Origin of the sequence: Pseudarthrobacter sp. NPDC092439, assembly GCF_044754945.1 — a bacterium.
Taxonomy (GTDB): Bacteria; Actinomycetota; Actinomycetes; order Actinomycetales; family Micrococcaceae; genus Arthrobacter.
Genome location: NZ_JBIVQB010000002.1, coordinates 311,457 through 338,140 on the forward strand (window position 1 = coordinate 311,457; position 26,684 = coordinate 338,140).

Annotated in this window: 26 protein-coding genes; 15 read left to right on the top strand and 11 right to left on the bottom strand. The window is 67.4% G+C overall.

What is annotated here, in order from left to right; translation table 11 throughout:
- Nucleotides 1-152 precede the first annotated feature (152 nt).
- Nucleotides 153-1,841 carry an alkaline phosphatase D family protein gene (locus ACIQCM_RS06285; RefSeq protein ID WP_400604824.1) on the top strand — a complete coding sequence of 563 codons (1,689 nt, stop codon included), beginning with the start codon at nucleotides 153-155 and terminating at the stop codon, nucleotides 1,839-1,841.
- A 63-nt stretch (nucleotides 1,842-1,904) separates the two neighbouring features.
- Here ACIQCM_RS06285 and ACIQCM_RS06290 read toward each other — a convergent pair whose 3' ends face one another.
- Together ACIQCM_RS06290 and ACIQCM_RS06295 are read right to left on the bottom strand one after the other, a co-directional pair.
- A complete protein-coding gene (locus ACIQCM_RS06290) occupies nucleotides 1,905-2,306 on the bottom strand; it encodes a hypothetical protein (protein WP_400604825.1) in 402 nt (133 codons plus the stop codon).
- 4 nt (nucleotides 2,307-2,310) lie between these two features.
- Complete coding sequence (locus tag ACIQCM_RS06295; RefSeq protein WP_400604827.1) at nucleotides 2,311-2,655, bottom strand: PadR family transcriptional regulator; 345 nt, start codon at nucleotides 2,653-2,655, stop codon at nucleotides 2,311-2,313.
- A 134-nt stretch (nucleotides 2,656-2,789) separates the two neighbouring features.
- Here ACIQCM_RS06295 and ACIQCM_RS06300 point away from each other — a divergent pair, with 134 nt between their 5' ends.
- Both ACIQCM_RS06300 and ACIQCM_RS06305 read left to right on the top strand, forming a co-directional pair.
- Nucleotides 2,790-3,575, top strand: coding sequence for a histidine phosphatase family protein (locus tag ACIQCM_RS06300; protein WP_400604828.1), 786 nt, complete (start codon nucleotides 2,790-2,792; stop codon nucleotides 3,573-3,575).
- Entirely contained in the window at nucleotides 3,559-4,551 is a 993-nt protein-coding gene (locus tag ACIQCM_RS06305; protein WP_400604829.1) for an NAD(P)H-hydrate dehydratase, read from the top strand. Before ACIQCM_RS06300 ends, ACIQCM_RS06305 begins: the two co-directional genes overlap by 17 nt.
- 209 nt (nucleotides 4,552-4,760) lie before the next feature.
- On the opposite strand, the gene ACIQCM_RS06310 is transcribed toward ACIQCM_RS06305, so the two are convergent.
- Nucleotides 4,761-5,183 carry an Hsp20/alpha crystallin family protein gene (locus ACIQCM_RS06310; protein ID WP_400604830.1) on the bottom strand — a complete coding sequence of 141 codons (423 nt, stop codon included), beginning with the start codon at nucleotides 5,181-5,183 and terminating at the stop codon, nucleotides 4,761-4,763.
- A 640-nt stretch (nucleotides 5,184-5,823) separates the two neighbouring features.
- On the opposite strand from ACIQCM_RS06310, the gene ACIQCM_RS06315 reads away from it, so the two are divergent.
- Nucleotides 5,824-8,049, top strand: a complete 2,226-nt coding sequence (locus ACIQCM_RS06315; protein ID WP_400604831.1) for a S9 family peptidase — start codon at nucleotides 5,824-5,826, stop codon at nucleotides 8,047-8,049.
- A 166-nt stretch (nucleotides 8,050-8,215) separates the two neighbouring features.
- Nucleotides 8,216-9,409 (top strand): NAD(P)/FAD-dependent oxidoreductase, encoded by a 1,194-nt coding sequence (locus tag ACIQCM_RS06320; protein ID WP_400604833.1) that lies wholly within the window; start codon nucleotides 8,216-8,218, stop codon nucleotides 9,407-9,409.
- Between the two features lie 54 nt (nucleotides 9,410-9,463).
- Here ACIQCM_RS06320 and ACIQCM_RS06325 read toward each other — a convergent pair whose 3' ends face one another.
- Entirely contained in the window at nucleotides 9,464-10,630 is a 1,167-nt protein-coding gene (locus ACIQCM_RS06325; protein ID WP_400604834.1) for an acetate kinase, read from the bottom strand.
- A 232-nt stretch (nucleotides 10,631-10,862) separates the two neighbouring features.
- Between ACIQCM_RS06325 and ACIQCM_RS06330 the strand changes: the two genes are divergently transcribed.
- Nucleotides 10,863-11,189 carry a hypothetical protein gene (locus ACIQCM_RS06330; RefSeq protein WP_400604836.1) on the top strand — a complete coding sequence of 109 codons (327 nt, stop codon included), beginning with the start codon at nucleotides 10,863-10,865 and terminating at the stop codon, nucleotides 11,187-11,189.
- Nucleotides 11,190-11,225: 36 nt separating this feature from the next.
- Here ACIQCM_RS06330 and pta read toward each other — a convergent pair whose 3' ends face one another.
- Nucleotides 11,226-13,289, bottom strand: a complete 2,064-nt coding sequence (pta, locus tag ACIQCM_RS06335; protein WP_400604837.1) for a phosphate acetyltransferase — start codon at nucleotides 13,287-13,289, stop codon at nucleotides 11,226-11,228.
- A gap of 232 nt (nucleotides 13,290-13,521) precedes the next feature.
- Here pta and ACIQCM_RS06340 point away from each other — a divergent pair, with 232 nt between their 5' ends.
- From ACIQCM_RS06340 to ACIQCM_RS06360, 5 genes are all read left to right on the top strand, one after another.
- On the top strand, nucleotides 13,522-14,004 hold the full coding sequence (locus ACIQCM_RS06340) for a hotdog fold thioesterase (RefSeq protein ID WP_400604839.1): 483 nt from the start codon (nucleotides 13,522-13,524) through the stop codon (nucleotides 14,002-14,004).
- Between the two features lie 7 nt (nucleotides 14,005-14,011).
- Nucleotides 14,012-15,391, top strand: a complete 1,380-nt coding sequence (paaK, locus tag ACIQCM_RS06345; RefSeq protein ID WP_400604841.1) for a phenylacetate--CoA ligase PaaK — start codon at nucleotides 14,012-14,014, stop codon at nucleotides 15,389-15,391.
- Nucleotides 15,392-15,418: 27 nt separating this feature from the next.
- A complete protein-coding gene (locus tag ACIQCM_RS06350) occupies nucleotides 15,419-16,048 on the top strand; it encodes a TetR/AcrR family transcriptional regulator (protein WP_400604843.1) in 630 nt (209 codons plus the stop codon).
- A 157-nt stretch (nucleotides 16,049-16,205) separates the two neighbouring features.
- Nucleotides 16,206-17,231: a S1C family serine protease gene (locus tag ACIQCM_RS06355; protein ID WP_400605443.1), complete on the top strand. Its 1,026-nt coding sequence runs from the start codon at nucleotides 16,206-16,208 to the stop codon at nucleotides 17,229-17,231.
- Between the two features lie 12 nt (nucleotides 17,232-17,243).
- Entirely contained in the window at nucleotides 17,244-17,549 is a 306-nt protein-coding gene (locus ACIQCM_RS06360; RefSeq protein ID WP_400604844.1) for a hypothetical protein, read from the top strand.
- Nucleotides 17,550-17,696: 147 nt separating this feature from the next.
- On the opposite strand, the gene paaZ is transcribed toward ACIQCM_RS06360, so the two are convergent.
- Complete coding sequence (gene paaZ / locus ACIQCM_RS06365; RefSeq protein ID WP_400604846.1) at nucleotides 17,697-19,808, bottom strand: phenylacetic acid degradation bifunctional protein PaaZ; 2,112 nt, start codon at nucleotides 19,806-19,808, stop codon at nucleotides 17,697-17,699.
- A 149-nt stretch (nucleotides 19,809-19,957) separates the two neighbouring features.
- Between paaZ and ACIQCM_RS06370 the strand changes: the two genes are divergently transcribed.
- The 3 genes from ACIQCM_RS06370 to ACIQCM_RS06380 all read left to right on the top strand — a co-directional run bounded on the left by ACIQCM_RS06370 (nucleotide 19,958) and on the right by ACIQCM_RS06380 (nucleotide 21,678).
- Nucleotides 19,958-20,389, top strand: coding sequence for a PaaI family thioesterase (locus tag ACIQCM_RS06370; protein ID WP_400604847.1), 432 nt, complete (start codon nucleotides 19,958-19,960; stop codon nucleotides 20,387-20,389).
- A gap of 100 nt (nucleotides 20,390-20,489) precedes the next feature.
- Nucleotides 20,490-21,371 carry an SGNH/GDSL hydrolase family protein gene (locus tag ACIQCM_RS06375; protein ID WP_400604849.1) on the top strand — a complete coding sequence of 294 codons (882 nt, stop codon included), beginning with the start codon at nucleotides 20,490-20,492 and terminating at the stop codon, nucleotides 21,369-21,371.
- A 73-nt stretch (nucleotides 21,372-21,444) separates the two neighbouring features.
- Nucleotides 21,445-21,678: a DUF6480 family protein gene (locus ACIQCM_RS06380; protein WP_400604851.1), complete on the top strand. Its 234-nt coding sequence runs from the start codon at nucleotides 21,445-21,447 to the stop codon at nucleotides 21,676-21,678.
- Here ACIQCM_RS06380 and ACIQCM_RS06385 read toward each other — a convergent pair.
- The 4 genes from ACIQCM_RS06385 to ACIQCM_RS06400 form a co-directional block, all read right to left on the bottom strand.
- The gene (locus tag ACIQCM_RS06385; protein ID WP_400604853.1) at nucleotides 21,675-22,556 is read right to left on the bottom strand and encodes a 3-hydroxyacyl-CoA dehydrogenase family protein; all 882 of its coding nucleotides are present in this window, start codon (nucleotides 22,554-22,556) and stop codon (nucleotides 21,675-21,677) included. The two genes, ACIQCM_RS06380 and ACIQCM_RS06385, sit on opposite strands and share 4 nt — an antisense overlap.
- Nucleotides 22,553-23,335, bottom strand: coding sequence for an enoyl-CoA hydratase/isomerase family protein (locus tag ACIQCM_RS06390; protein WP_400604855.1), 783 nt, complete (start codon nucleotides 23,333-23,335; stop codon nucleotides 22,553-22,555). Before ACIQCM_RS06390 ends, ACIQCM_RS06385 begins: the two co-directional genes overlap by 4 nt.
- Nucleotides 23,335-24,561 (bottom strand): thiolase family protein, encoded by a 1,227-nt coding sequence (locus tag ACIQCM_RS06395; RefSeq protein ID WP_400604856.1) that lies wholly within the window; start codon nucleotides 24,559-24,561, stop codon nucleotides 23,335-23,337. The genes ACIQCM_RS06390 and ACIQCM_RS06395 overlap by 1 nt, the downstream gene beginning before the upstream one ends.
- A 127-nt stretch (nucleotides 24,562-24,688) precedes the next feature.
- The gene (locus ACIQCM_RS06400) at nucleotides 24,689-25,147 is read right to left on the bottom strand and encodes an SRPBCC family protein (protein ID WP_400604858.1); all 459 of its coding nucleotides are present in this window, start codon (nucleotides 25,145-25,147) and stop codon (nucleotides 24,689-24,691) included.
- A gap of 110 nt (nucleotides 25,148-25,257) precedes the next feature.
- Here ACIQCM_RS06400 and ACIQCM_RS06405 point away from each other — a divergent pair, with 110 nt between their 5' ends.
- Nucleotides 25,258-25,434 (top strand): CsbD family protein, encoded by a 177-nt coding sequence (locus tag ACIQCM_RS06405; protein WP_400604860.1) that lies wholly within the window; start codon nucleotides 25,258-25,260, stop codon nucleotides 25,432-25,434.
- 105 nt (nucleotides 25,435-25,539) lie between these two features.
- Here ACIQCM_RS06405 and ACIQCM_RS06410 read toward each other — a convergent pair whose 3' ends face one another.
- Nucleotides 25,540-26,595 carry a DNA polymerase IV gene (locus tag ACIQCM_RS06410; RefSeq protein ID WP_400605445.1) on the bottom strand — a complete coding sequence of 352 codons (1,056 nt, stop codon included), beginning with the start codon at nucleotides 26,593-26,595 and terminating at the stop codon, nucleotides 25,540-25,542.
- Nucleotides 26,596-26,684 lie beyond the last annotated feature (89 nt).

Sequence of the window (26,684 nt, forward strand, 5' to 3'; positions counted from 1 at the left end):
GGCAGATAACGCCCACCTCCGGGCCCTTAGCGCGCCGGATCTGAACCCCGCGCTGCTTTCGGAGGGCGGCCGGTGCGACTGTTCAGCGGGGCCTTACCTGCGGTTCACCGCCCGGACAATGCGCGTGCGCCCGCGGCCGGAATTCTGGGGCCATGACTGATACTTCACGCCCTGAACTTTCCCGCCGCACGGTGGTCCGCGGCTCAGTCCTCGCCGCCGCGCTTGCCTCCGTCCCCACCGCGGCCAACGCCAACGCCGCATTCTCCCCTGCCGGCGTTGCCCTGGTCCGCAACCGGCTCACCCTGCCGAGCGGCATCGCCACCGGCGACGTCACCTCAGACTCGGCCGTCCTCTGGTCCCGCGCGTCGGGTGCCGGCCGGATGACGGCGGTCCTGCGCGCAGTGGACGACGGCGGCGAAATCCTGCGCGGACGGGGTGCCTTCGAGCGCGTCCTCCGCGGCCCCCGCGCCACGCAGGCCTCCGACTTCACGGCCAAGATCCACGCAGGGAATCTGCCGTCCAACACGCGGTTCGCGCTGGAGATCAGCTTCGAGGACGACGGCGGCGCAGCCGGCGAGAGCGTCCGCGGCACCTTCCGCACGGCGCCCGACGCGGGGACGTACTACGGCGCGGGACGCACCGGCGGGACGAGCAACGGCGGTGAGGTCCCGGCGTCGACCGCCCAAAGCTTCGTCTGGACCGGCGACACCGCCGGGCAGGGCTGGGGCATCAACGAGGAGATCGGCGGGATGCGCGGCTACCGGGCCATGCACCGGACCCGGCCGGACTTCTTTATCCACGCAGGCGACACCGTGTACGCCGACGGTCCCATCGCCGAGTCCGTGGTGGAGAAGGACGGACAGGTGTGGCGGAACCTGGTGACCGAGGAAGTGTCCAAGGTGGCCGAGACGCTCACCGAGTTCCGGGGCCGGCACCGCTACAACCAGATGGACGCCAACATGCGCGCCATGTTCGCCGACGTGCCCGTCATCGCCCAGTGGGACGACCACGAGACCACCAACAACTGGTACCCCGGGGAGATACTGCAGGACCCCCGCTACACGGTGCGCGACGTCAACACGCTTGCGGCCCGGGGCCGGCAGGCGTGGCAGGAGAACATGCCCATCGCGGACAGTGCCGCGCTGTGGCGGCCGGGAACATTCGACGACGCCGGGCAGTACCAGCCCGCGCGCATCTACCGGAAGATCTCCCGCGGCCCGCAGCTGGACATCTTCTGCCTGGATATGCGGACTTTCAAGTCCCCGAACACCGACGGCAAGGAAAGCTACGCCACCAACATCCTGGGCCGGGAGCAGGTGGACTGGCTCATCCGCGAAGTCAGCAAGTCCAAGGCGACGTGGAAGGTGATCGCCGCGGACATGCCCCTGGGCGTCATCGTGCCCGACGGACCCGTGAACCAGGAAAGCGTTGCCAACCGCGACGCCGGCGCTCCGCTGGGCCGCGAACTGGAGATCGCCGGGGTCCTCAGCGCGTTCAAGCGGAACCGGGTCAAGAACATTGTGTGGCTGACCGCGGACGTGCACTACTGCGCCGCGCACCACTACTCCCCCGAGCGGGCGGCGTTCACCGACTTCGACCCCTTCTGGGAGTTCGTGGCCGGGCCGATCGCGGCCGGGTCCTTTGGACCGAACACGATGGACGGCACGTTCGGACCGGAGGTGGTGTTCTCCAAGGCCGGCCGCTTCCCCGGCGAGTCACCCCGCGACGGCGAGAACCAGTTCTTCGGCCATGTCCAGCTGGATACCGACGCCTTCACGGTGAGCCTGCGGAACGCGAACGGCGCCACGGTGTTCTCCAAGGTGCTGACGCCGGAGCGGTAGTTTTCGGACGTTCGCTATGGATTCGGACAAGCGCTGCCGGGACCCGGGTAGCGGTTGTCCGAATCAGTAGCGGTTGGCCTCCCGAAGGTCCGGAAGACGTCTGTCCAAGTGCTGCCCGATCACGATCAGGGCAGCCGTGACCGCCACCACCATGCCAAAATAGGCGAGCGTTCCGGAGATGCCGAAGCTGATGCCGAAGGTCCCCCGGAGGACCAGGTAGGCAGCGAGTGTCACGATGACGACAAGTCCGGCCAGTGTTCCCACCCGCGCACCTCTGGACGTGGTTGTTCCTTCAGGGAACGAGGCCGCGTAGTCACGCGGCTGCCCGAAGGCCGCCTCAGCGCTCTCGCCGCTCTCGGCTACATAGCTGCGGACTTCCTGAAGCGTGCTGTGGACCATCTCCTCGCTGTGTTTCCGCTGCCGCAGTTCGTAGGCAAGGGTCTTCAGGTATTCGTCTACAGGCACTTATTCAGCCTTTCTTCGCTTGGAGAAAGTGGTCGATGAGTGCGGCGAAGTCCCTCCAGTCCGCACCTGCTTCGGTGAGCCTCTGGCGGCCTGCCGATGTCAGGTAGTAGAACTTTTTGCCCGGACCCGAGCTGCCTTCGCGCCACTCGGAAGTTATGGAGGCATCCGTTTCGAGCCGGTTCAGGGCCGGGTAGACGGTTCCGCCGCTAAGGCCGTCAAAACCGGCGGCCTTCAGCGCGTGGATAATCTGGTAACCATAGGCTTCGCTGTTGTCGGCGATGACCTGGAGGATGCAGATGGGCAGCACCGCCCGCACCCAGTCGCTCGGCCATCGCTTCTCCGCAGTCATGACTAGATGGTGTCACGAACTAGATAGTGATGCAACGTATCGCGCGTGATGCACCGCCGTCGGACGTTATTTTTGCCGCACCGTGGGTAAGGCCGCTGATAGTGTTCCTGCATTCGGCACCGAACGCGGACGGGGTGATTTTCTTGAACGACGACGGATTGACGGAGGCCGTACAGGAGGCCGGGGCGGTGGAGCTGCTCCTGGTCCGGCACGGCGAGAGCGAGGGCAACGTTGCCGCCACGGAGGCGCGGCTGGCGGGGGCCGAGGTCATCGACGTACCTGCCCGGGACGCGGACGTGAATCTGTCCGGGACCGGGCAGGAACAGGCCAAGGCGCTGGGGACGGCCCTGGCCCGGATCGCGGAGGAGTTCCGCGCCGATGCCGTGGTGTCCTCCCCTTACGCGCGCGCCCGTCAGACGGCGGAAATCGCCGTGGAGACGGCAGGCTGGCCGGTGAAAGTAGTCACCGACGAACGGCTCCGGGACCGGGAGCTCGGCATCCTCGACCGGCTCACCCGGCTAGGCGTGGAGAACCGCTTCCCGGAAGAGGCCGAGCGTCGGCTCTGGCTGGGGAAACTGTACTACCGGCCGCCCGGCGGGGAATCGTGGGCCGATGTGGCGCTGCGGCTTCGGTCGGTCCTGGCCGAGCTGAACAACCTGGGCACCGGCCACCGCGTCATGTTGGTGTGCCATGACGCCGTGATCATGCTGTTCCGCTACGTCATGGAGGGGCTCTCGGAGCAGGAACTGCTTGACCTTGCCGCAAGCACGTCCGTCCTCAATGCCTCCATCACCCGTTACGTCCGCCCGTCCGGCGCGGGTCCGTGGACGCTGGAGAGCTTCAACGTGGCGGACCATCTGACGGAGCAGGGCGTCGAGGTCACCGAGCACGCCGGGGACGCAAGTGTCCACCCCAGGTAATTACGACGGCGGCGCCGCGGGCCCAGGAGCGCAGCCCGCCTTGGTCACGCCCTCCTTCCTCCGCGACTGGCCGTTGCCTGCCGCCGGCGAAGACAAGTATTCCCGCGGCTCGGTGCTGGTGGTGGGAGGGGCGCGGGCCACTCCCGGCGCGGCGTTGCTGGCCGGGACTGCGGCCCTCCGGGCAGGGGCCGGAAAACTTACGCTCGCCGTAGCCGAGTCCGCCGCCGTCCAGGTTGGGGTGGCACTGCCGGAGTGCGGCTCGATCGGGCTGCCCGAAAACTCCGGCGGGTCCGTCCTTGCCAGCGGGCTGGAGCGGATCACCACCTACCTGGACCGGGCCGACGCCATCCTGGTGGGCCCCGGGCTGGACGATTTGGACCTCGCCGAGGAGCTGCTGGGCGCGCTGCTGGCTCGGGAAGCGGCAGCGCGGGCGGACGCTGCCCGGGAGGACGCGGACGGTGACGCCGGCCGGGAAGGCGGTCCCGCCGTCGTTCTCGATGCCTACGCTTTGGGCGCCCTGGTGCGGCTGGAAAGCAAGCTGGACCCGTGGCGCGGGCGGTTGATCCTCACGCCCAATCCCAACGAGGCCGCGCTCCTGCTGGGCCGCGATGCGGGCGATCTTCACGCGGACGGCCTTGAGGCAGCCGTGTCCGAGGTGGCTGCCCGGTATGACGCCGTGGTCAGCTGCCAGGGGGTGATCGCGCAGCCGCCGGCACACGGCCCTGGTGAACCGGACCTGTGGAAGATCACCACCGGATACGGGGGACTGGGGACGTCCGGCAGCGGTGACGTGCTGGCCGGGGCGGTCGCGGGGCTGCGGGCACGCGGGACCACCGGTCCGCAGGCAGCCTGCTGGGGTACTCACATGCACGCCGCGGCGGCCGACCGGCTGGCCAGCAGGATGGGACCGCTCGGCTTCCTTGCCCGCGAACTTGCCGACGAGCTCCCGGCGCTGATGCTGGAACTCGGCTCCTGACCCAACGCGGGGTCCCGGGTCCCGGGCGCAAAAGCCACCAGGCATGGGATGGCCCCCGGCCGGAACCGGGGGCCACCTTGCGGGAAGGCCGTGCATACGCTGCCGGTGCGCTGTCTGGCGCTGTGGCGTGCACAGAATGGCGAATCGCCCCAAAAGGCAGCCAACAGAAGGAGCGCGGCCTCCCGGTCCTATGAAATTGTCCTGCGGGACTATGCGGCGATCTCTTGCTTCGACCCCCTGGTTTCGATCTCGATCTTGCGCGGCTGCGCCTTTTCGGCGACGGGGATCCGCAAGGTGAGGACGCCGCCGTCGTAACTGGCCCTGATGTTTTCCGTGTCGAGGGTGTCTCCGAGAATCAGTTGGCGGCTGAACACGCCGCGCGGCCGCTCGGAGGCGATCAACTCGGTGTCCTTGCCGGCCGGTTCAGGGCGTTCAGCCCGCACCGTCAGGACGTTCCGTTCCACATCCAGGTCCACGGAATCCACCGCTACGCCAGGCAGGTCAAAGGCAACGACGAATTCCTTGTCCTCCCGCCACGCGTCCATGGGCATCGCAGCCGGACGCGCTGCCGTACCGAGGACCTGCTGGGCCAGCCTGTCCAGCTCGCGGAACGGATCGGTTCGCATCAACATGGCTTCCCTCCTCGAAAGAGACGGTTCCATATCAGCCGATCTGTGTTGACTGATATAGATTTTTTAGCACCGGCGCGGGAGGTCTTCAAGCGGTTCGGAACAGATTTTTTGAAAGTTTTTCGAGCGTTCGAACCGCGCAGACAGGGCCCCTTCCCGTGGGGAAGGGACCCTGCCAGGTGGTCTTCGGTTAGCTTCTGGTCGGGTCCGGGCGGAGCGGCGCCGGGCCCGGATCCGGTACCGGCAGCGGCCCGGGCGGTTCGGGGGTGGGGAAGGGACCGGGCGCCGGCGGTCCGGGAGGATGGGGCTGGGTGGGGTCAGGTGATGTCGGTTCCGGACCCGGCTCCGGCGGGAACGGCTCGGGTTCGTGCACTGGCGGGATGGTCATGGAACTTCCCCTCTCACGCTGGGCGGATGTGCCTCAAATGACCAGAATACGCCCGCGACCTGGGCGCCGATAGGGCGGCGTCCCGATGCTCGATCAAGTGAGAGAGCGTCAGCGGGAAAACCGCATTAAGTGAGAGAGCGTCGGTGAAGGGGGCCGGCGAGGGGAGCGGGGAAGGTGGCCGGCAGCGGGCCAGGCGGGTTTGCCCGGTAGCGAACGGGCCGCAGGATTGTCCGAGGGGGTCTATATATTGAAGGCATGACCTCCACTCCCCTGCAGGATCCCGCCAGCACTGCCCCCGCCACGGCCGCCTCACCGCCCGTCGCCAAGCGGATTCCCATGGAGCGGACGCATCACGGAGACACTTTCGTGGACAACTACGAGTGGCTGCGGGACAAGGAATCCGCCGAGGTCGTAGCGCACCTGAAGGCCGAGAACGCCTACCAGGAGGCGGTCACGGCACACCAGGAACCGCTGCGCGAGGCGATCTTCCAGGAGATCAAGGGCCGGACGCAGGAAACCGACCTGTCTGTCCCGCACCGGAAGGACGGCTGGTGGTATTTCAGCCGCTCGGTGGAAGGCAAGGAGTACGGCATCCAGTGCCGCGTCCGCGCCAGCGATACCGAGGACAAGATTGCCGACTGGACCCCGCCTGCGGTTGAGCCGGGAATCGGGATTCCCGGCGAGGAAGTCCTGCTGGACGGCAACGTGGAGGCGGAAGGCAAGCCCTTCTTCTCCGTGGGCGGCTCGGCCGTGACCGTCGACGGCAACCTTTACGCCTACGCCGTGGACAACTCCGGCGACGAGCGGTTCACCCTCCGCATCAAGGACCTCCGCACCGGCGAACTTCTGCCGGACGTCATCGAGAACATCTTCTACGGCGTCGCCTTCTCCCCCGACGGCACGCGCATTTTCTACACCGTGGTGGACGATTCCTGGCGCCCCTACCAGGTGAAGGCGCACATCCTGGGCACGCCCGTCGCCGACGACGTAGTCATCTACCAGGAGGACGACGCCGCCATGTGGCTGGGCTTCGAGCTCTCCGCAGACCGGCGTTACCTGGTGCTGGGGATCGGCTGCTCCGAGTACAGCGAGACACGCCTGCTCCGGTTCGATGACCCCTCCGGGACAGTCCGGACCGTCATCCCGCGCAGCGAGCGGGTCCTCTACGAGGCCGAGCCCTTCCTGCTGGATGGTGCAGAGCGCATCCTTCTGACGCACAACCGCGGCGCCGTGAACTCCATGGTCTCGCTGGTTGACCCGGCCGAGCTCGAAAAGCCGCTGGCGGAGCAGAGGTGGCAGACCGTCGTCGGACATTCCGAGGAGGTCCGCGTCAACGGCGCCGGCGTCACCGCCACCCACCTGATCGTGTCCATCCGCAAGGACACCATTGAGCGCGTCCAGGTGATGGGGCTGGCCGGGCTGGGGACGCCGGCGCAGGAAGCGCCCGTGGAACCGGCGTTCGATGAGGAGCTCTACACTGCCGGAGTGGGCGGGTCAGACTATGACGCCCCGGTGATCCGGCTGGGCTACACGTCCTATTTCACCCCGTCGCGCGTCTACGATTTCGTGCTGCCCACCGCGGAACGGCCCGCCGGTGAGCTGCTGCTGCGCAAGGAAAGCCCGGTGCTGGGCGGATATGACGCCGCCGACTACGTGGCCACCCGGGAATGGGCGACGGCGGCGGACGGCACGCGCATCCCGCTTTCCGTTCTGCGGCACAAGAGTGTGCGGCAGGATTCGACGGCGGCGGGCCTGGTCTACGGCTACGGCTCATACGAGATGAGTATGGACCCGGGGTTCGGCATTGCACGGCTGTCGTTGCTGGACCGGGGCGTGGTGTTCGTCATTGCGCATGTGCGCGGCGGCGGTGAGCTGGGCCGGAAGTGGTACGACAACGGCAAGAAGCTGGCCAAGAAGAACACCTTCACCGACTTCATCGACGCCACAGGCTGGCTGGCCGCGTCCGGCTGGGTGGACCCGGCCCGGATCGCGGCGCTGGGCGGATCGGCCGGCGGCCTGCTGATGGGCGCGGTGGCCAACCTTGCCCCGGAGAAGTACGCGGCCATCGTGGCGCAGGTGCCGTTCGTGGACCCGCTGACCAGCATCCTGGACCCGGACCTGCCGCTGTCCGCGCTGGAGTGGGAGGAATGGGGCAACCCCATCACAGACCCGGACGTGTACGGCTACATGAAGTCCTACTCGCCCTATGAGAATGTCCGGGCGGCCGCTTACCCCAAAATCGCTGCCGTCACGTCGTTCAATGACACCCGCGTGCTGTACGTGGAGCCGGCCAAGTGGGTGCAGGAACTGCGGAGCAAGACCACGGGGACCGAGCCGGTCGTCATGAAGATCGAGATGGACGGCGGGCATGGCGGCGCGTCAGGACGGTACGTGCAATGGCGGGAGCGGGCCTGGGACTACGCATTCATCGCCGATGCCCTGGGCGCGACCGAACTGCTGCCGGGCGCCGGGCTGAAGTAAGCCCCTCCCAGTCGAGCGTACGACGGCGGCCGCCGCCCGCCGTCGAACACTCAACTCCCGAGGGGGTGCCGCAGCGGTTCCGCCACATGCTCACCCTGCTTACCATGTAGGGGTGTCCGCGATCCGTTCCGGGCCGGACCGCACGAACCCTGGGCGAAGGAGTGGCATGAAAAGCTTCGAAGTGGTGGTCATCGGCGGCGGCAACGCGGGCGTGTCGCTGGCGGCCCGGTTGGAGCGGTACGGCGTCAAGGACGTGGCCCTCATCGAGCCGAAGAACCACCACCTCTATCAGCCGCTGTTTTCGCATATCGCCGGCGGGCGGGCGTCTGCCAAGGAAGCGGTCCGGACACAGGAGTCGGTGACGCCCAGGGGTGTCACCTGGATCCGGGACAGCGCCGTGGATGTGGACGCCAACGCCAACACTGTCACGCTGGAGTCCGGGTCAACAGTGGCCTACGGGCAGCTGGTGGTGTGCCCCGGCCTGCAGTACGACTGGGACGCCGTTCCCGGCCTCGCCGAGGCCGTGCACTCGCCCCATGGCGCGTCGCACTACGAATTCGAGCTCGCTCCCAAGGCCTGGACCCTCCTCAGCGGGCTGACCTCCGGCACCGCCGTGTTCACCATGCCGGCGGGGCCCATCAAGTGCGGCGGCGCCAGCCAGAAGCCCATGTACCTCGCCTGCGACTACTGGCGCGAACAGGGCGTCCTGGACCAGATCCGCGTGGTGATGGTCCAGCCCTACCCCACCGTGTTCGGCGTGCCGGAGGTGGACCGGGAACTGGACCGGAAGATCGCGGAGTACGGCATCGAGCTGCGCACGAACAGCGAACTCGTGGCCGTGGACCCCTCTGCTCAGACGGCCACCATCCGCAATGTCGAGACCGGGCATGAGGAACAGCTCCACTACGACGTCCTCAATGGCGTACCGCCGCAGTCGGCGCCGGACTGGCTGAAGGCCACGGATCTGCCGGCTGCCGGGGACAAGGGCGGCTTCGTGGAGGTGGACCGGCAGACGCTGCGGCATCTCCGGTACCCAAACGTCTGGTCCCTGGGCGACGCCGCGGGCACCACCAACTCCAAGTCCGGCGGCGCCCTGCGCAAGCAGACCAAGGTGCTGGCAAGGAACCTGGTGGCCGCACGGCAGGGCAAGCGCCTCCCCGCCAAGTACAACGGCTACTCCGTGTGCCCGTTTACCGTCTCGCGCGACACCGTGGTCTTCGCCGAATTCGACGACCGCTACCGCCCCATGCCCACCCTCCCCCGCGTGCCCACATGGAACGAGAGCCGGCTCTCATGGGTGGTGGACCGGGACATCTTCCCGAAGATCTACTGGAACCTCATCCTCAAGGGCCGCGCCTAGGCCTATCCCGGTCGGCTGCTCCGATAATGCCGTTTTGCGCCGCCGGAACGGCATCTACGGAGCAATCGATGAAGAGACGACGGCGGCCGTCGCCTCCGCGATGGCGCGTTCCTCATCCGTGGGCACCACCAGGACGGGCAGGCCGGACTGCGGCGTGGAAATGACGCGTGGTTCCTTGGACCGCTGAAGGTTCAGGCCGCCGTCGAGCTCTACACCCAGGGCACCCAGCCGGTCCGCAACGAGCGCGCGGAACTGGTGCGAGTTCTCGCCAATGCCGGCGGTGAACACCAGCGCCTTCGCCCCTCCCACTGCCACGTGGTATCCGCCGATGTACTTGGCCAGGCGGTAGGACGTGACGGCGAGGGCCATCGCGGCGCGGCCGTCACCTGATTCCGCGGCCTCCACCACGGAGCGCATGTCGTTGTTGCCGGCCAGGCCCTTGAGCCCGGACCCGCGGTTGAGCATGGTGTCCAGGTCCTCGGGCGTCCATCCGGCCCGGCCCAGGAACACGAGGATCGAGGGGTCCAGGTCGCCGGAGCGCGTGCCCATCACCAGGCCTTCCAGGGGCGTGAAGCCCATCGACGTATCCACCGACCGGCCGCCCTGGATCGCCGTGACCGAGGCGCCGTTCCCCAGGTGGGCGATAACGCCGTCGAACTCCTCCGCCGGGATGTCCAGCAGCGCGGCCGCCTGCCGGGTGACGTACTCGTGCGAGGTGCCGTGGAAGCCATAGCGCCGGATGCCGTGGTTCGTGTACAGCTCGTCCGGGATGGCGTAGCGCCAGGCGTGCTCGGGGATGCTGCGGTGAAAGGCGGTATCGAAGACGGCCACCTGCGGCATGTCCGGCCACTTCCTGCTGATGGCGCGGATGCCCAGGACGTTGGCCGGGTTGTGCAGCGGCGCCAGCGGGTTAAGCCGTTCGATGGCGCGGGTGATCTCGTTGTCGATCAGCACGGGTTCGGCGAACCGCTCGCCGCCGTGCACCACCCGGTGGCCCACCGCGCCAAGCTCCAGGTCGCCCAGCTCGCTGTGGATGGCGGCGTCCACCTGCTCCAAGGCCTCGGCGTGGTCACGCGGACCCTCGATCTCGCCGTCCCCGCCGCCGCCGTTGCCCATCCCGATCTTCTCGACCAGCCCCTCGGTCAGGACGGATCCTGCGGCGACATCGCGCACCTGGTACTTGAGCGAGGACGAGCCGGAGTTGATGACGAGCACGAGCATGAAGGGCCTCCTGAGCCTGAGCTTCCGCGGTTCAGTTCCACACTATCGGCTGCCCCCTCCGCGAGATGGCAGTTAACGGCAATACTCGAGCCCGGGACTGCCGTTAACTGCCATCTCGCGGGGCTGGGGAGGAGGCGGGCGGGGTTTGAGTGGGGCGGGCGGGTCCTTGCGGATCCCCCGGCGCTGTGCCTACAGTCAGCGGACAGGCCGGACCACGCCGAGAGGACATCGCATGACCAACGAGCCCACGCCCGCCGAGGACAACGACCCCACCAATACCGGATCCAGCAGCACCGCGCCGCTGCCCGAGGGCGCAAGCGGAACGCACGACGGCGGCGCTGGCGCCGGCCCGGGCGGCTCCGGCACCAAGGATCCCACCGGCGTCGAGGGTGCGAACCCGGCGCTCGACGACACCGGAGCGCTCAAGGCCAACGAAACCGGCGAGGCCCCCCAGGCCCCGGAAAACACTGAGGGCCTGGACCTCAGCCCCCAGGGCCTGTCCGATGAGCCCGCCAAAGAGGAAGACCCGGAGAGCCTGGCCAAACCGGACAACAGCTAACGAACGCAACGCGGGATCAGGAGGCCGGCGCCGGGGCTAAGCCTGGGCCTGGATCGCCGTGATGGCTACCGTGTTTACGATGTCCTCCACGGTGCAGCCCCGGGACAGGTCGTTCACGGGCTTCCGGAGCCCCTGCAGGACCGGCCCGACGGCGACCGCACCGGAGCTTTGCTGGACGGCCTTGTACGTGTTGTTGCCGGTGTTCAGGTCGGGAAAAATGAACACGGTCGCCTGCCCTGCCACGGACGAGCCCGGCATCTTGGACTCCGCGATGGACGCGTCCACGGCGGCGTCGTACTGGATGGGGCCTTCGACGGCGAGGTCGGGGCGCCGCTGCCGGACCAGGTCCGTGGCCTGCCGGACCTGGTCCACAGCCTCACCGGAACCGGAGCCCCCGGTGGAATAGGACAGCATGGCCACGCGCGGCTCCACGCCGAACTGTGCCGCTGTCTCGGCCGAGGCCAGCGCGATGTCCGCGAGCTGCTCCACGTTCGGGTCCGGGTTCACGGCACAGTCGCCATACACCAGCACCCGGTCCGGCATGAGCATCAGGAACACCGAGGAAACGATCTTTACGCCCTCGCGCGTCTTCACGAACTCCAGCGCCGGGCGGATGGTATGCGCGGTGGTGTGCGCGGCGCCGGAGACCATCCCGTCCACGACGCCCAGCTGGACCATCATGGTGCCGAAGTAGCTGACGTCCTGCATGATTTCCAACGCCTTGGGCAGGTCCACGCCCTTGTGCGCCCTCAGCTCCGCGTACTTCTCAGCGAACTTCTGGCGCAGCTCCGAGGTGGCCGGGTCCACGACGCTGATCCCGGTCAGGTCGATGCCGCTGGAGGAGGCCAGTTCGCGCACCTCGGGTTCCGGGCCCAGGACTGTAAGGTCACATACGTCGCGGCGGTGCAGGATTTCGGCGGCGCGCAGGATCCGGACGTCCGTCCCTTCGGGCAGGACTACGTGGCGGCGCTGCGCCCGGGCCCGCTCGATCAGGTCGTGCAGGAACCGAAGGGGTGTCATGCGTTCGGCCCGCGGCAGGTGCAGCCGCTCCACCAGCTCGGCCTCGTCTACGCTCCGCGACCACAAACCCAGCGCGGAGGCCACCTTGCGGCGGTGCCCGGACCAGATTTCGCTGCGGACCTCAGAGATGCGCTTTGCTGTGCCATAGGTGTCCTCGGCGGAGGCAAAAACGGGGAATGGCGCCTGTGCAAGCAGTGGGTAGATGTTGGCATCCGGGGCCAGGCCGCCGGTCAGGACGAGCCCGGACGGCACCGGAAATTCGGGCGAGAACGACGAGGCCAGGCAGGCGACCATTACGTCCGCCCGGTCCCCGGGAACGATCACCAGCGCGCCTTCGTCCAGCACGTTCAGGAAGTTGCCCACATTCATGGCCGCCACCTTGACGTCCTTCACGTCCCGCTCCATGTCTGCCCGGCCGGCGATCTGCCGCACACCAAGCGCCGCGGCCACCTCACCCGTGGTGGGCCGGGCGATGTCCTCCAGTTCGGGGAAAACGTAGACGGGACGTCCGGAGGCGCCGGGCTTCACGGCGGCGGCGATAGCACCGACGTCGTCCGGGTTCGCGCGGTTGACCATGATGGCCAGCAGCGAGCATTTCTCCGCGGAGAGCTCCTTGCGGGCCACCTCGACGGCGGCGGTGGCCTCCTCGACGGTCCTCCCCTTCGCTCCGACAACGGCCACCACGGAGGCGGCAAGGTTGTTGGCGAGCCGGGCGTTCAGGTCGAATTCGACGGCGGCATCCTGGCCGGTCAGGTCCGTGCCCTCCACGATTACCACGTCGCAGTGGCGGGAGATTTCGGCGAAGATTTCCACGCAGCGGGCGTCGATCTCGGCCCGGTTGCCTTCGGCCAGCAGCTCGCGGACCTGCTGGAACGTCAGGCCGCCGCGGCAGCGCTGGTCATCGAGTTCGAAGCGGCTCTTCATCAGCGCCACCATCGGATCGTCCCCTGGCCCCTGGACCACCGGTTTGAAGAATCCAATCCGGTCCGCATGCCGGTGGAGGGTGTCCGCCAGGCCCAAAGCCACAAGTGACTTGCCCGATCCGGGTGTGGTTGCACTGACGTAGATCCCCTTGGCCATGGTCCGCCCTTAGGTAGTGGTGATGCAGGTCCACCCCAGTCTTTCACCTCCCCTCCGCGAGTTGGCACTTCGCAGCAGTGTTGACACCCCGGACTGCCGTTAAGTGCCATCTCGCGGAGGGGCTGCAGGCAAGGGAAACGAAGGGCCCCGGCGCCGGACAACCCTTGACACCGACCCCCTGCATGGGATTACCTAATGAACATTCGGTAAATAAAGCTGGAGGCAATGACGCATGGCTGGAACAACCCTCTCGGGCCCACCCCACCAAATCCTGGAGAACGACTACGCCTCCGAGTGGATGGGCATCGACGTCATCGCGCTCAGCGACGGGCACGCCACCATCCGGATGACCCTCCGGCAGGAAATGCTCAACGGCTTCGGCATGGCCCACGGCGGAATGATCTTCGCCTTCGGCGACACGGCCTTCGCACTCGCGTGCAACCCCGCCGCCCCGGCACCCGGAGAAGAAAACAGCATCACCGTGGCATCCGGCGTCGACATCAACTTCCTCAAGCCCGCCTTCCGCGGCCAGGTACTCACGGCAGTGGCGGACCGCCGCTCCAGCGCCGGCCGCAGCGGGCTCTACGACATCCAGATATTCGCCGCCGACGCCCGTACGCCGGCTTCCGGCTCCCCCGCAGACTCCTCCCTGCCCCAGTACGGCCAACTCATCGCCGAGTTCCGCGGGCGCAGCCGCACCATCTCCAAGAAGTAGGAAAACCATGTCCCTGCATGCCCCTGAAACCCCCGCCGCCACCGCCGCTTCAGCCGATATCACAGGCTCGGACGCCGTCCTGGACCGCGAGGAGACCATCTCCCGCGACGAGCTCGAAGCGCTCCAGCTGAGCCGGCTGCAGCATACCGTTCAGTACGCCTACGACCGCGTCCCCCTGTACAAGCGCAAGTTCGACGACGCCGGCATCCACCCGCGCGACCTCCGGGAACTCAGCGACCTGGGCAACTTTCCCTTCACCACCAAGGAGGACCTGCGGGAGGAATACCCGTTCGGCATGTTCGCCGTCCCGCAGGCTGAAGTAGCCCGCGTCCATGCAAGCTCCGGCACCACGGGCAGGCCCACCGTCGTCGGCTACACGAAAAAGGACCTGGCTGACTGGGCCAAGCTCGTGGCCCGCTCACTCCGCGCCTCCGGTGTGCGGCCCGGCATGAAGGTCCACAACGCCTACGGCTACGGCCTGTTCACCGGCGGCCTGGGCGCGCACGCCGGCGCCGAGGCGCTGGGCTGCACCGTCATCCCGATGTCCGGCGGCCAGACCGAACGCCAGATCCAGCTCATCCAGGACTTCCGGCCGGATGCCATCCTGGCCACCCCCACCTACCTGCTGACCATCGCCGACGCCATGGCGCACATGGGCATCGATCCCCGGTCCACTTCCCTGAAATTCGCGGTCCTGGGCGCCGAGCCGTGGACCGAGGAGATGCGGCACGAACTCGAGGTCACCATGGACATCAAGGCCTGCGACATCTACGGCCTGTCCGAAGTCATGGGCCCGGGCGTCGCCGGCGAAGCGGTGGAAACCCAGGATGGAAGCCACATCTGGGAGGACCACTTCCGCCCCGAAATTATTGACGCTTACAACCCCGCGGTGGGCAAGGAAAACGTCCTGCGCGACGGCGAACACGGCGAACTCGTCTTCACCTCGCTCACCAAGGAAGCGCTGCCCATCATCCGCTACCGCACCAAGGACCTCACCCGCCTGCTCCCCGGCACCGCCCGCCCCGCGCACCGCCGCATGGGCCGCATCACCGGCCGCAGCGATGACATGATCATTCTCCGCGGCGTGAACCTCTTCCCGTCCCAGATCGAGGAGATCGCCCTGCGCATCCCCGACCTGAGCCCCCACTTCCAGCTCGAACTCACCCGCCCCGAAGGCCAGCGGATGGACCAGCTGACCGTGCGGATCGAGCGGCGGGATGCCGTCACCCCCGAGCAATGCGCGACGGCGGCGCGTGCCTTGAAGGAGCAGATCAAGATCCACGTGGGTTCTTCGTGCGCCGTGGATGTGGTGGACCCGGGATCGCTTGAGCGCTCAAACGGCAAGCTGCGCCGCATCTACGACCTGCGCCCCAAGGGACAAGGCTGACCGACCGTTCGTGAGAAACTAGCCTCTATGCCCAGCACAGCAAGCACCACAGCAGCCGCCACCCCTTCGGGAACCAAGCGCGGCCGGCCGGGCTACGACCAGCAGTCGGTGCTGCGCATTGCGGTGGACGTCTTCAACCGGCATGGTTACGACGCAACCTCCATGGGCATCCTGGCGGAAAACCTGGGCATCTCCAAGTCAGCGATCTACCATCACGTGCCGTCCAAGGGCGACCTCCTCAAGCTTGCCCTGGACCACGCGCTGGGCGGGCTGGAGGCCATCCTGGAGCAGCCGCAGGCCACATCCGGCGCGGCGGATGCCCGGCTGGAATTCGTGCTGCGGCAGACGGTGGCGGTGCTGGTGGACCGGCTGCCGTTCGTCACCCTGCTGCTGCGCCTGCGAGGCAACACGGAGATCGAGCGGGACGCGCTGGCCCGCCGCCGCATGTTCGACCACAAGGTGGCCGCGCTCATTTCCGCTGCCCGGGACGAGGGCTCACTGCGCCAGGACATCGATCCGCGCACGGTCACCCGGCTTCTGTTCGGCATGATCAACTCCATCGTGGAGTGGTACAGGCCGGGCGGGTCGCTCTCGCCGGAGAAACTGGCGGACGACGTCATCACCATGGCCTTTGACGGGCTGCACGGCCACCAGTAGAAGGGCGCGTACGTCGGTTCAACCAAGGATACTAAGCGTACTTGGTATCGACGCGCCCGACGGTTACGGTGGTAGCAAGACCAGCATCCGCAGGGAGGTTTGCCCCGTGAAGCCAGCCGCAGCTCAGCCCCTCCGGCGCCCGGCTGCCGCCGCCGCCATGGCAAGCGCCGCCGTCGTACTTTCCGCCTGCACCGGTTCCCTGCCTCCCACGCCAGAGGGACCAGCGAGTACGACGGCGGTTGCCCCGCCGAGTGCCGCGCCGGAGCCGGCCGCGGCGGGCAGCCTTCCGGAACTGGTGGAGAACCTGTCGCCGTCCGTGGTCACGATTTTTACCCGGGGCGGCCTGGGCAGCGGGGTGGTGTACTCCGAAGACGGCCTGATCCTCACCAACGAGCATGTGGTGCGCGGCGCCGCCGAGGTTGAAGTGGGGTTCGCGGACGGACAGAGGGTGAGCGGCACGGTCAAGGCGACGGATGCGGTCACCGACCTCGCGCTGATCCAGGCCGACCGTACCGGCCTGCCCAAGCCCGTGTACCAGACCACGCTCCCCAAGGTGGGCGAGGACGCCCTGGTGCTGGGTTCCCCGCTGGGCTTCGAAAACACTGCCACGGCCGGGATCATCTCCGGGCTGCACCGCTCGATTCCCGGATCGGCATCCAACAGCCTGTCCCTGGTGGACCTGATCCAGACAGATGCACCCATCAGCCCCGGCAACTCGGGCGGCGCCGTGATCAACATGCGGGGCGAGATCATCGGCATCAGCGAGGCCTACATCCCGCCGTCAGCCGGCGCCGTGGCCCTGGGTTTCGCCATACCCGCCGCCACCGCGGTTGAGGTTGCCGAGGAGTTGCTGGAGGATGGCACAGCCGAGCACGCCTACCTGGGCCTGACCCCAGGTGAGCTCACGCCGCAGATCGCCAGCCAGTTGGGCATCCGGGCGGGCTCCGGCGTGCTGGTCCTGGCGGTCGACGGCGACGGGCCGGCCGGGCGCGCCGGGATCCGGCCGGGGGATGCGCTGGAGTCCATGGAAGGCGTCCAGCTGACGGCGCCGGAGAAGCTCTTGGCTGAACTTCGCGGCCGGAATCCCGGCGATACCGTAGGCTTCAAGATCAAACGCGGGGACCAAAGCCTGGATATCAAGGCGGACCTCGTGGAGCGGCCCACCAGTAGAACCACCCGATAGGAAGGTCAGAAAATGAGCCACCCCAAAGAAGAAGCGGACGCCGGTTTCATCGTCCCGGACCCGTCCAAGGTGCGGGACGACGTCCCGGGCGACGCCGGCGATGAGGCGAACGCTATCCGGTTCAGTGAAGAGCAGGCCCTGATCGAGGAACAGTCCCACGGCATCCGCCCGGACACCTACAGTGTTCCGTCCGGCGGCCCCACCATGGAGGAAGCCCGCGGCAACATGGACCTCTCGGACCAGAGCAGCACCGGTCACGGCACCGGCCCCGAGGACGACAGCAGCGACGACGGCCTGCACGCCGGCGCCGAGTCCTGATCCTCCCCGCCGGACGCTCTCTCACTTAATGCTGCAAAACGCCCAACGCTCTCTCACCAAGTGAGAGAGCGTTGGGCGTTAAGGCGCATTAAGTGAGAGAGCGTCGGGGGTTAGGGGCCCGCTTTCCGCGCCGCGATTTTTCGGCCGTTACTTTTCGACCAGCGTGAGGACGTCGTAGGTGGCCACAATCTCGTCATTCTGGTTGGTCAGGACGGCGTCCCAGGCGACCTCGCCGTACTCATCCGTTTCGCGCGGGGTGATCTTCTTGGCCGTGAGCGTCACCCGGATGGAATCCCCTGCCGCGACGGGGGTGATGAACCGCAGGTTTTCCAGCCCGTAGTTCGCCAGGACAGGGCCCGGAGCGGGCTCCACGAACAGCCCGGCGGCCCAGCTGAGCAGCAGGTAACCGTGGGCCACGATGCCCGGGAAGAAGGGGTTCGCTTCCGCCGCTTCCTGGTTGGTGTGGGCGTAGAACGTGTCGCCGGTCGAGTTGGCGAACGCGGTGATGTCCTCCAGGGTGACCTGGCGCAGCCCGGACCGGACGGCGTCGCCGATGCGGAGGGAGGAGAGCGGCTTCCGGAACGGGTGCGTCCCCTCGGTCTCCACGGTGAAGTTCCGGTCCGCCCCTGCGTGCCAGATGCCCGTGACTGCGGTGAGCATGTTGGGCGAACCCTGGATGGCGGTGCGCTGCATGTGGTGCATGACGGACCGGATACCGCCAAGCTCCTCGCCGCCGCCGGCGCGTCCCGGGCCGCCATGGACCAGGTGCGGCACGGGCGAGCCGTGCCCGGTGGAGCTGCGGGCGTCCTCCCGGTTCAGCATCAGCACGCGGCCGTGGTGGGCAGCGATGCCGGTGACCAGTTCACGCGCGACTTCGGGATCATTGGTGCACACGGACGCCACCAGCGAGCCGCCGCCGCGGGCGGCAAGGCGGACGGCGTCGGAAATGTCCTTATAACCGATCACGGACGAGACCGGACCGAAGGCTTCCAGCGAGTGGATCGCCTCCGCCTCGGGATCCTGCCAGTTCAGCACCACCGGAGACATGAACGCGCCCTCCTCCACTACCCCGGCGGTTCCGTCGGCAGAGGTGACCGACGGCGAATCGAGCGTTCCGTAGGCAAGCTCACCGCCGGCGTCGAGCATTGACTGGACGGCGGCGCGGACGTCCTGGAGCTGCTCTACGGAGGCGAGGGCACCCATGGTGACGCCTTCCGCGCGGGGGTCGCCGAGGATCACGCGCTCCTGGACGCGCTTGCCAATGGCGGCGGAGACGGCCGGAACCATCGCCTGGGGCACGATGGCGCGGCGGATGGCTGTGCACTTCTGCCCGGCCTTGACGGTCATTTCGGTGACCACGGACTTGACGAACGCGTCGAACTCGGGGGTGCCCTCCACGGCGTCCGGACCGAGGATCGCGGCATTGAGGGAGTCGGTTTCAGAGGTGAACCGGACTCCGCCCTCCACCACGTTGCGGTGCGATTTCAGCGACTGCGCGGTGGACGCAGACCCCGTGAAGGCCACGAGGTCGCGGTAGTCCAGCACGTCCAGCAGCCCGCGGACGGAGCCGGAGACCAGCTGCAACGATCCCTTGGGCAGGATGTTGGATTCAATAATGGCCTTCACCACGGCGGCGGCAACGTAGCCGGTGGGGGTGGCCGGCTTGACGATGGTGGGGACGCCGGCGATGAAGGCGGGCGCCAGCTTTTCCAGCATGCCCCAGACGGGGAAGTTGAACGCGTTGATCTGCACGGCTACGCCGGGGATGCGCGTGTAGATGTGCTCACCGGCGAACGAGCCGTCCTTGGACAGGATCTCCATGGGGCCATCCACCACCACCTGGGCGTTGGGGAGCTCGCGGCGGCCCTTGGAGCCAAAGGTGAAGAGGACGCCGATGCCGCCCTCGATGTCGATCATGGAGTCGATTTTGGTGGCGCCGGTCTGCGCGGAGAAGGCATAGAAGTGCTCGCGGCGGGCATTGAGGTACTGCGCCAGTTCCTTGAGCTTGAGGGCGCGCTGGTGGAAGGTCAGCTTGCCGAGTTCGGCCTGGCCCACGGTGCGGCCGTGCTCCACGACGGCGGCGAGGTCCAGGCCTTCCGTGCTCACCCTGGCCAGGAGCTCACCCGTGCTGGCATCCCGGACGGGGACAGCGGAAGCTGCAGAGCCGGCGTCGGGCGTCCACCAGCGGTCCTGGACGAAACTGGGGACGGTCTCGACGGTGTCGACCGTGGCCTGGGGAGCTGTGGCAGTGGTGGTCATCGTTGACTGGTCCTTCCAACACGGGGGCAGACGAAGACGGTCGATCATTACTGACCGGCCGTTCGGTAATATAACTACAGTACATGAATGCGCCGTGGTGCACACTAGGAATTTGCACGCCGGACGTTCCGCCACTGCCGAGGAGAACCATGACCGCCACGCCTGCCGACCGCTCCCCCACAGACACCGGGCTGTGGAAAATCACGCTCGGCGAGCTCGACGAGAAGATGGGCGTGAAGATCGTCGAGGAATCCGTCCAGCGCGTGGTGGCCACCATGCCCGTTGAGGGGAACCGGCAGTCATTCGGACTGCTGCACGGCGGGGCGTCCCTGGCCGTGGGCGAGGCGGTGGGCTCCTGGGCAGCAGTGATCCACGCCAGCACCATGGGCAAGACGGCGGTGGGTGTGGACGTTTCCGCCACGCACCACCGGTCCGCACGCGAGGGCCAGATCACCATCACCGCCACGCCTATCCACCTGGGCGGCACCCTCACCACCCACGAGGTACTCATCACCAACGACGCCGGCCAGCGCCTGTGCACCCTTCGCATCACCAACCTGCTCATGGAGCGGCGGAAGTAGGGAAAATCGGGTACCTCGTACTCGTGACGGCCGGCCCGGGCAGGCGTAGCGTTCATCGGACACCCCCTTTTTTTGCTCTCACGCGTCAAAGGAGAACCTGATGGAAAATGCACGACGGCCGCACCCGGCTTTAGCGGCCTTCCTCGCCGCCCTGGCCCTGGCACTTGGTTTCACGGCCGTTCCGGCCGAGGCGGCGCCGCCGCCGAAGGATGTGGACTACGTGGCCGTCGGGGACTCCTATACAGCGGGGACCGGCGCCGCCGCCTTCGTCCCGACGCCGCCGTGCACGCAGACGGCCGGCGGGTACGTCGACCATGTCGACGCCGTGGTCCCGGTCTCCCTCGCCGGCAACGCGGCCTGCCACGGTGCCCTGCTCGTGGATTCGTCGATCGGCGTTACCAGCGTCCAGGCCCAGATCGGCGGCCTGATGGCGAGCGGCCGCCTCTCCAGGGACACCGAACTGGTCAGCATCACCGCCGGGGCCAACGATATCGGGGTCAGCGCCATCCTCTACACGTGCGCCACGTCCACCATCGAGGCGTGCACCGCTGCCAGTTCCGCCGCGGCAGCCGCCCTGCCGGCCGTTCACGCCAACCTGGTCCAGACCTTCGCCGCCATCCAGAGCTACGCACCGCGGGCAAGGATTGCTGTCCTGGGTTATCCGATGCTATTTGACACGTCCGCTGTCCCGATCATCCCAACACCGGCCCAGGCCCTGGTCAACGGCGGAACGGCCGGGCTGAACCTGACCATCGCGTCTGCGGCGGCAACCGCCAAGAACCTGTTCGGAACGCAGGTCCAGTACGTCGATGTGACCGGCACGTTTGCCGGCCACGCGGTCAACTCAACCAATCCGTGGATCTTCCTCGACAGCGGAAACCTGTTCGATCCCCGGAATTTCCATCCGAACGCTGACGGGCACGACGCATACGCAGACGCACTGCTGGCCTCAGTCAGCCTGAAGCAGCTGGCCCGGGCGTAGCCGGTCCTAGGAGGGAAGGCCATCCCCGGCTACGCTGGGCACAGCACCAGCAGCGCAAGCCAAGGGAGTTGAAATGTCAGGTACCAACCCGGATCCGGATGACGACAGGGTCACAGGCCTCGAACCCGGCGGCGGAGTGCCGCCGGGCGAAACTCCGCCGGGGGAAGGGTCAGTGACCGGCACGCAGGAGCCGCGCCAGCCCGGATCCGGGAAGGGCCAGCAAGTGTTCTGGCTCGCGGCCATCGGCGCGGGCGTGCTGTTGTTCCTGCTCTTCTTTATTGGCTACATCGTGGGGCTGTTTGGCTAGTTGCCCGCTGCCGGCCAGTCGAAGAATCCCTTGCCGGTCTTGCGCCCCAGCTCGCCGCGGGCCACCTTGTCGCGGAGGATCTGCGGCGGCGCGAACCGGTCGCCCAGGGTGGAGTGCAGGTATTCGGCGATGCCGAGCCGGACATCCAGCCCTACGATGTCGGTGGTCTTCAGCGGCCCGGTAGGGTGCTTATAGCCGAGCACCATGGCGTTATCGATGTCCTCGGCGGACGCCACGCCTTCCTCCACCATGCGCATGGCCTCCAGGGCGATGGCCACGCCAAGCCGGGAGGACGCAAAGCCGGGGGCATCATTGACGACGACGGCGGTCTTGCCGAGTGCCTCGACCCACCTCTTTGCCGCGGCAGCGAGTTCGGGAGACGTCCTCTCGCCCAGCACCACCTCGATGAGGGTGGACGCGGGGACGGGGTTGAAGAAGTGCAGGCCCAGGAAGTTCTGCGGCCGGGCCAGTTCGGCGGCCAGGCCGTTGACGGACAGCGACGAGGTGTTGGAGGCGAGGAACGCATCCGCGGCAAGGCGTTCCTCGATGCCGCGCAGCGATGCGACCTTCAGGTCCCAGTCCTCGGGAACGGCCTCGACCACCAGCTTCCGGTCCTTGAAGGCCTCGTAGTCCACGCCGACCGTCAGCCGGGAGGCCACCTCGTCCAGGTTGGCGTCCGTGGCGCCCCGCTCAATGGACTTCGCCGCAGCGGACTCCACCCTCTCCCGCGCGGCTTCGGCCGACTGCTCGTCACGTTCCACCACCAGCACGTCCGCGCCCTTGATGAGGAACGCGTGGGCGATGCCGGCTCCCATCCGTCCGCCGCCCAGGACGCCGACGGCGCGGGGCAGCTCTGCGGGCAACTCGGAGTTGGTCATTGCTGGTCCTTCTTCTGTGATTTCCTGTCCAGGAACGCCTGCATGCGGTCGAACTTTGCCTGGGATTCAAAAAGGATCCCCTGGGCCAGCTGGTCGATCAGGGGGTGCGCCTCGGCCGGCGCGTGGAACACGGATTTGGTGATCCGCACGGCCAGCGGGTCCTGCCGGCCGATCCGGTCCGCCAAACTGTGTGCGGCGGCCATGAGCCCGTCAGCCTCGTGGATCTCCGTGATGAGGTTGACTGCCAGGGCTTCCTCCGCGCCGAGGATCCTGCCGGCCAGCAGGATCTGCTTGGCCACCGGCTCCCCCACGAGTTCCTTGAGCCGCCAGCTGGCGCCGGCGGCGGCCAGAATGCCCAGGCCGGTTTCGGGGTTGCCGATTTTGACCGAGGGCGTGCCGATCCGGAAGTCCGCGGCGTATGCCAGCTCGGCGCCGCCGCCCAGGCAGTAACCGTCCAGGGCCGCGATCACGGGCATGGGCAGCTTCGCCATCCGCACGAAGATGGTGGAGTTGATCCCCTGCAGGGCATCGTCACGCCGCCGCTCTCGCAGCTGGGCGATGTCCGCACCCGAGGCGAAGACACCTTCAACGCCGGCGATGACCAGGACCTTCGGGTCCTGTTCCAGCGCTGCGCATACGGTGTGGAGTTCATCGACCATCTGCTGGTCGATCGCGTTGCGCACCTGCGGTCGGTTAAGCAGCACCACCACCCGGTCCGGGCGCTCTTCGACCAGCAGCGCCTCAAATTTTTCAGCAGCGAGGTCCACGGCGCCGGCCATCAGACCTTCTCCAGCAGCATGGCCGTGCCCTGGCCAACACCGATGCACATGGTGGCCAGGCCGATCCGGGCGTCCTCGCGCTCCATCCGGCCCAGCAGCGTGATCACGATCCTGGCCCCGCTGGAACCCAGCGGGTGCCCCAGGGCGATCGCGCCGCCGTCGTTATTCACGATCTCCGGATCCAGCCCCAGGCGCCGCATGCTCGCCAGCGACTGGGTGGCAAAAGCTTCATTAAGTTCGACGGCGGCAAGGTCACCCACGCCGTAGCCGCTCCGCTTGAGCACCTTCTGCGTCGCCGGGACCGGGCCGATGCCCATGATCTCGGGCTCGCAACCGGCCGAGGCACCGTCGATAATGCGCGCGCGCGGCACCAGGCCCAGGCGCTCAATGGCTGCTTCGGAGGCGACGATGATCGCCGAGGCGCCGTCGTTGAGGGTGGAGGAGTTGCCCGCGGTGACTACGGAGCCGCCCGGAATCACGGGGCGCAGCCCAGCGAGGACGTCCATCGTGGTGCCCTGGCGGGGACCTTCGTCGGTGTCCACCACGGTCTCGGACTTTCGGGTCTTCACCGTGACGGGGACGATTTCGTCCTTGAACCGGCCGGCTTCAATGGCGGCCAGCGCCCGCTCGTGGGAGCGGACGGCGAACGCGTCGGCGTCCTCGCGGGAGATGTTGTCCACACGGGCCACCTGCTCGGCGGTTTCCGGCATGGAGTATGTCATCTTGCCGTGGCGCGCGAGTTCGCCCTTCTGGAATTTCGGGTTGACGAAGCGCCACCCAATGGAGGTGTCAAAGATCTGGCCGGGCTTGGCAAACGCGGTGGCGGGCTTTTCCTGGACCCACGGCGCGCGGCTCATGGATTCGACGCCGCCTGCTATGACGATGTCCGCGGCTCCTGCCTTGATCATCTGGCTGGCCTGGATGATGGCGCTCAGGCCGGAGGCGCACAGCCGGTTCACGGTGATGCCGGGGATATGGAGGGGAAGTCCGGCCAGGAGGGTGGCCATGCGGGCGACATTGCGGTTTTCCTCGCCGGCACCGTTGGCGTTGCCCAGGATCACCTCCTCGATGCTGTCCGGATCCACGCCGGCCCGGGTTACGGACTCGCGGACCACCAGGGCGGCGAGGTCATCGGGGCGGACGGACGAGAGCGCCCCGCCGTACCGGCCCACCGGCGTACGTACCCCGCCAACAAGGAAAGCCTGCGGCCCTGCGGTTGCAGCCATGGAAACACCCTTCACGCGATCTACAGCACTGTCTCGGCGGACGGTACCGCGGGCATGACCCACTTACCGACCGTTCGTTCTGTAAATAGTACACGGCCGCCCGCCCCAAGACACCCCTGTTGCGTTGTTAGCGGGACTCTGCCTTGGCCGCGATGTCCGCCAGGTCCCTGGCCAGCGCCTTACGGGTCAGGGACATGCCCAACCTGCCGAAGAGTGCCATCAGGATGCGGCTGGCGGCCGTGGGCTTCATGATCTCTGCCCCGAAGGTGAGCGTCAGGTCCGTCCCGCCGTCGCGCGGGGACAGATTGAAGCGGGTGGTGTAGTCGGCTCCGCCCTGCACGGCCTTGACCACCGTGCTTCGGCCGGGGTCTGCCGAGGCCACCCACATCTCCACCGTCTCGGAGCGGCCCATCATCTTTCGCGTTTCACGCCACCGCGTGCCCTCTCCGTAGGGGCCGTCGGTGAGCAGCTGCACCGACTCCACGCCACTGAGCGTGGCCGCCGAGCCTGGAATATCGGTGATCACCGCCCACACGCTCGCCGGCGTCGCCTGAATGTGCTGGGTGAGGGTGGTGGAATGTTCCATGGGCTTGAGCCTAGTCCGATTCCGCCCGCGGGGCTTGAAATAGTAAGCAAGCTTCGTGTTATGGTGAAACCGCATTGTTTGATCACCGGAAACGAAAGGAGGCCACCACAATGGGCCTCGGAGACAAGATCGGTAACGCAGCAGAAGACATGGGCGGCAAGGCCAAGGAAGCTGCAGGCAACGCAACAGACAATGACCGCCTGAGGGCAGAGGGCCAGGCCGACCAGGTCAAGGCCGACGCCAAGAAGGTCGGCGAAGACATCAAGGACGAGTTCAAGCGCGACTAGCCTCCCGCACGCGAACGGCGGCGGACCCCTTTTCGGGGTCCGCCGCCGTTCTTTTTCGCGCCGGACGCACTGCGGCTGCCTCCCTTTGGCACGGGAGGGAAGCCGTCACCACCCGCTGCGGGTGGGGGTATGCCCCTCCCGGGAGTCGTCCGGCATTGTCATTTCGGCGCGCAGCCCCAGGAGCCTGATGGGGCGGCCAGGCTCAATTTTCGTCACAAGGCCAAACACCCGCGCCAGCACTTCCGCGGGGTCCGACGTTTCAGGGATCTTCCGTGAGTATGTCCTGGTGATGAAGGGGGCATAGCGGACCTTAAGCGTCAGGCCAACGACCGGCCGCCCTTCGGCTGCCACATCCTCCAGCACGTGCACCGCCAGTTCCCGAACGGCGCCGTCAATCTGCCCGGGCTCGGTCAGGTCGTGCTGGAAGGTGGTCTCCCGGCTGTGCCCGCGTGCCACCCAGGGCGTGTCATCAACTGTCCGCGCGCCGTCACCCCGCCCCAGCTGCGCATACCAGGGCCCCATCCTCGGGCCGAACTCGGAGACCAGTTCTTCAGGACTGGACGCTGCCAGCTCGGCCACTGTCCTGATGCTCAGCTTGGCCAGGCGCCGCGACACCTTCGTTCCTACGCCCCAGAGTTCGATGGTGGGCCGGCTCCCCATCACCTCCAGCCAATTGCCTTCCGTAAGCCGGAAGACGCCGGCCGGCTTGCCGAACGTTGTGGCCACCTTGGCACGGACCAGGGTGTCACCGATGCCCACACTGCAGTGCAGCCGGGTCGCCCCAAGTACAGCGTGCTGCAACTGCCGGGCGTAGGCCTCCGGATCCTCTGCCCGCACGCCGACGAAGGCTTCATCCCAGCCGAGCACCTGGACGGTGGCACCGGGCTGCGAGCGGAGGACCGCCATGACCTGTTCGGATGCCGCGAGGTAGGCCTCCTGGTCGACGGGCAGGATGACGGCGTCGGGCACTTTCCGCGCAGCGATCCGCAGGGGCATTCCCGAGCCGACGCCATAGGCACGGGCTTCGTAGGATGCCGTCGACACCACTGCCCGCTCGGTGGGATCACCCCGGCCGCCAACAATCACCGCCTTGCCCGCGAGCTCGGGCCGGCGGAGTACTTCCACAGCTGCAATGAACTGGTCAAGGTCCACATGCAGCACCCAGGGTTCGCCCACAAGGCCCAGTCTGCCCCTGCGGCGTGCTCCACACCACCGCCCCCATCGATTGCTCCGTAGCGGTCCTTTTGACA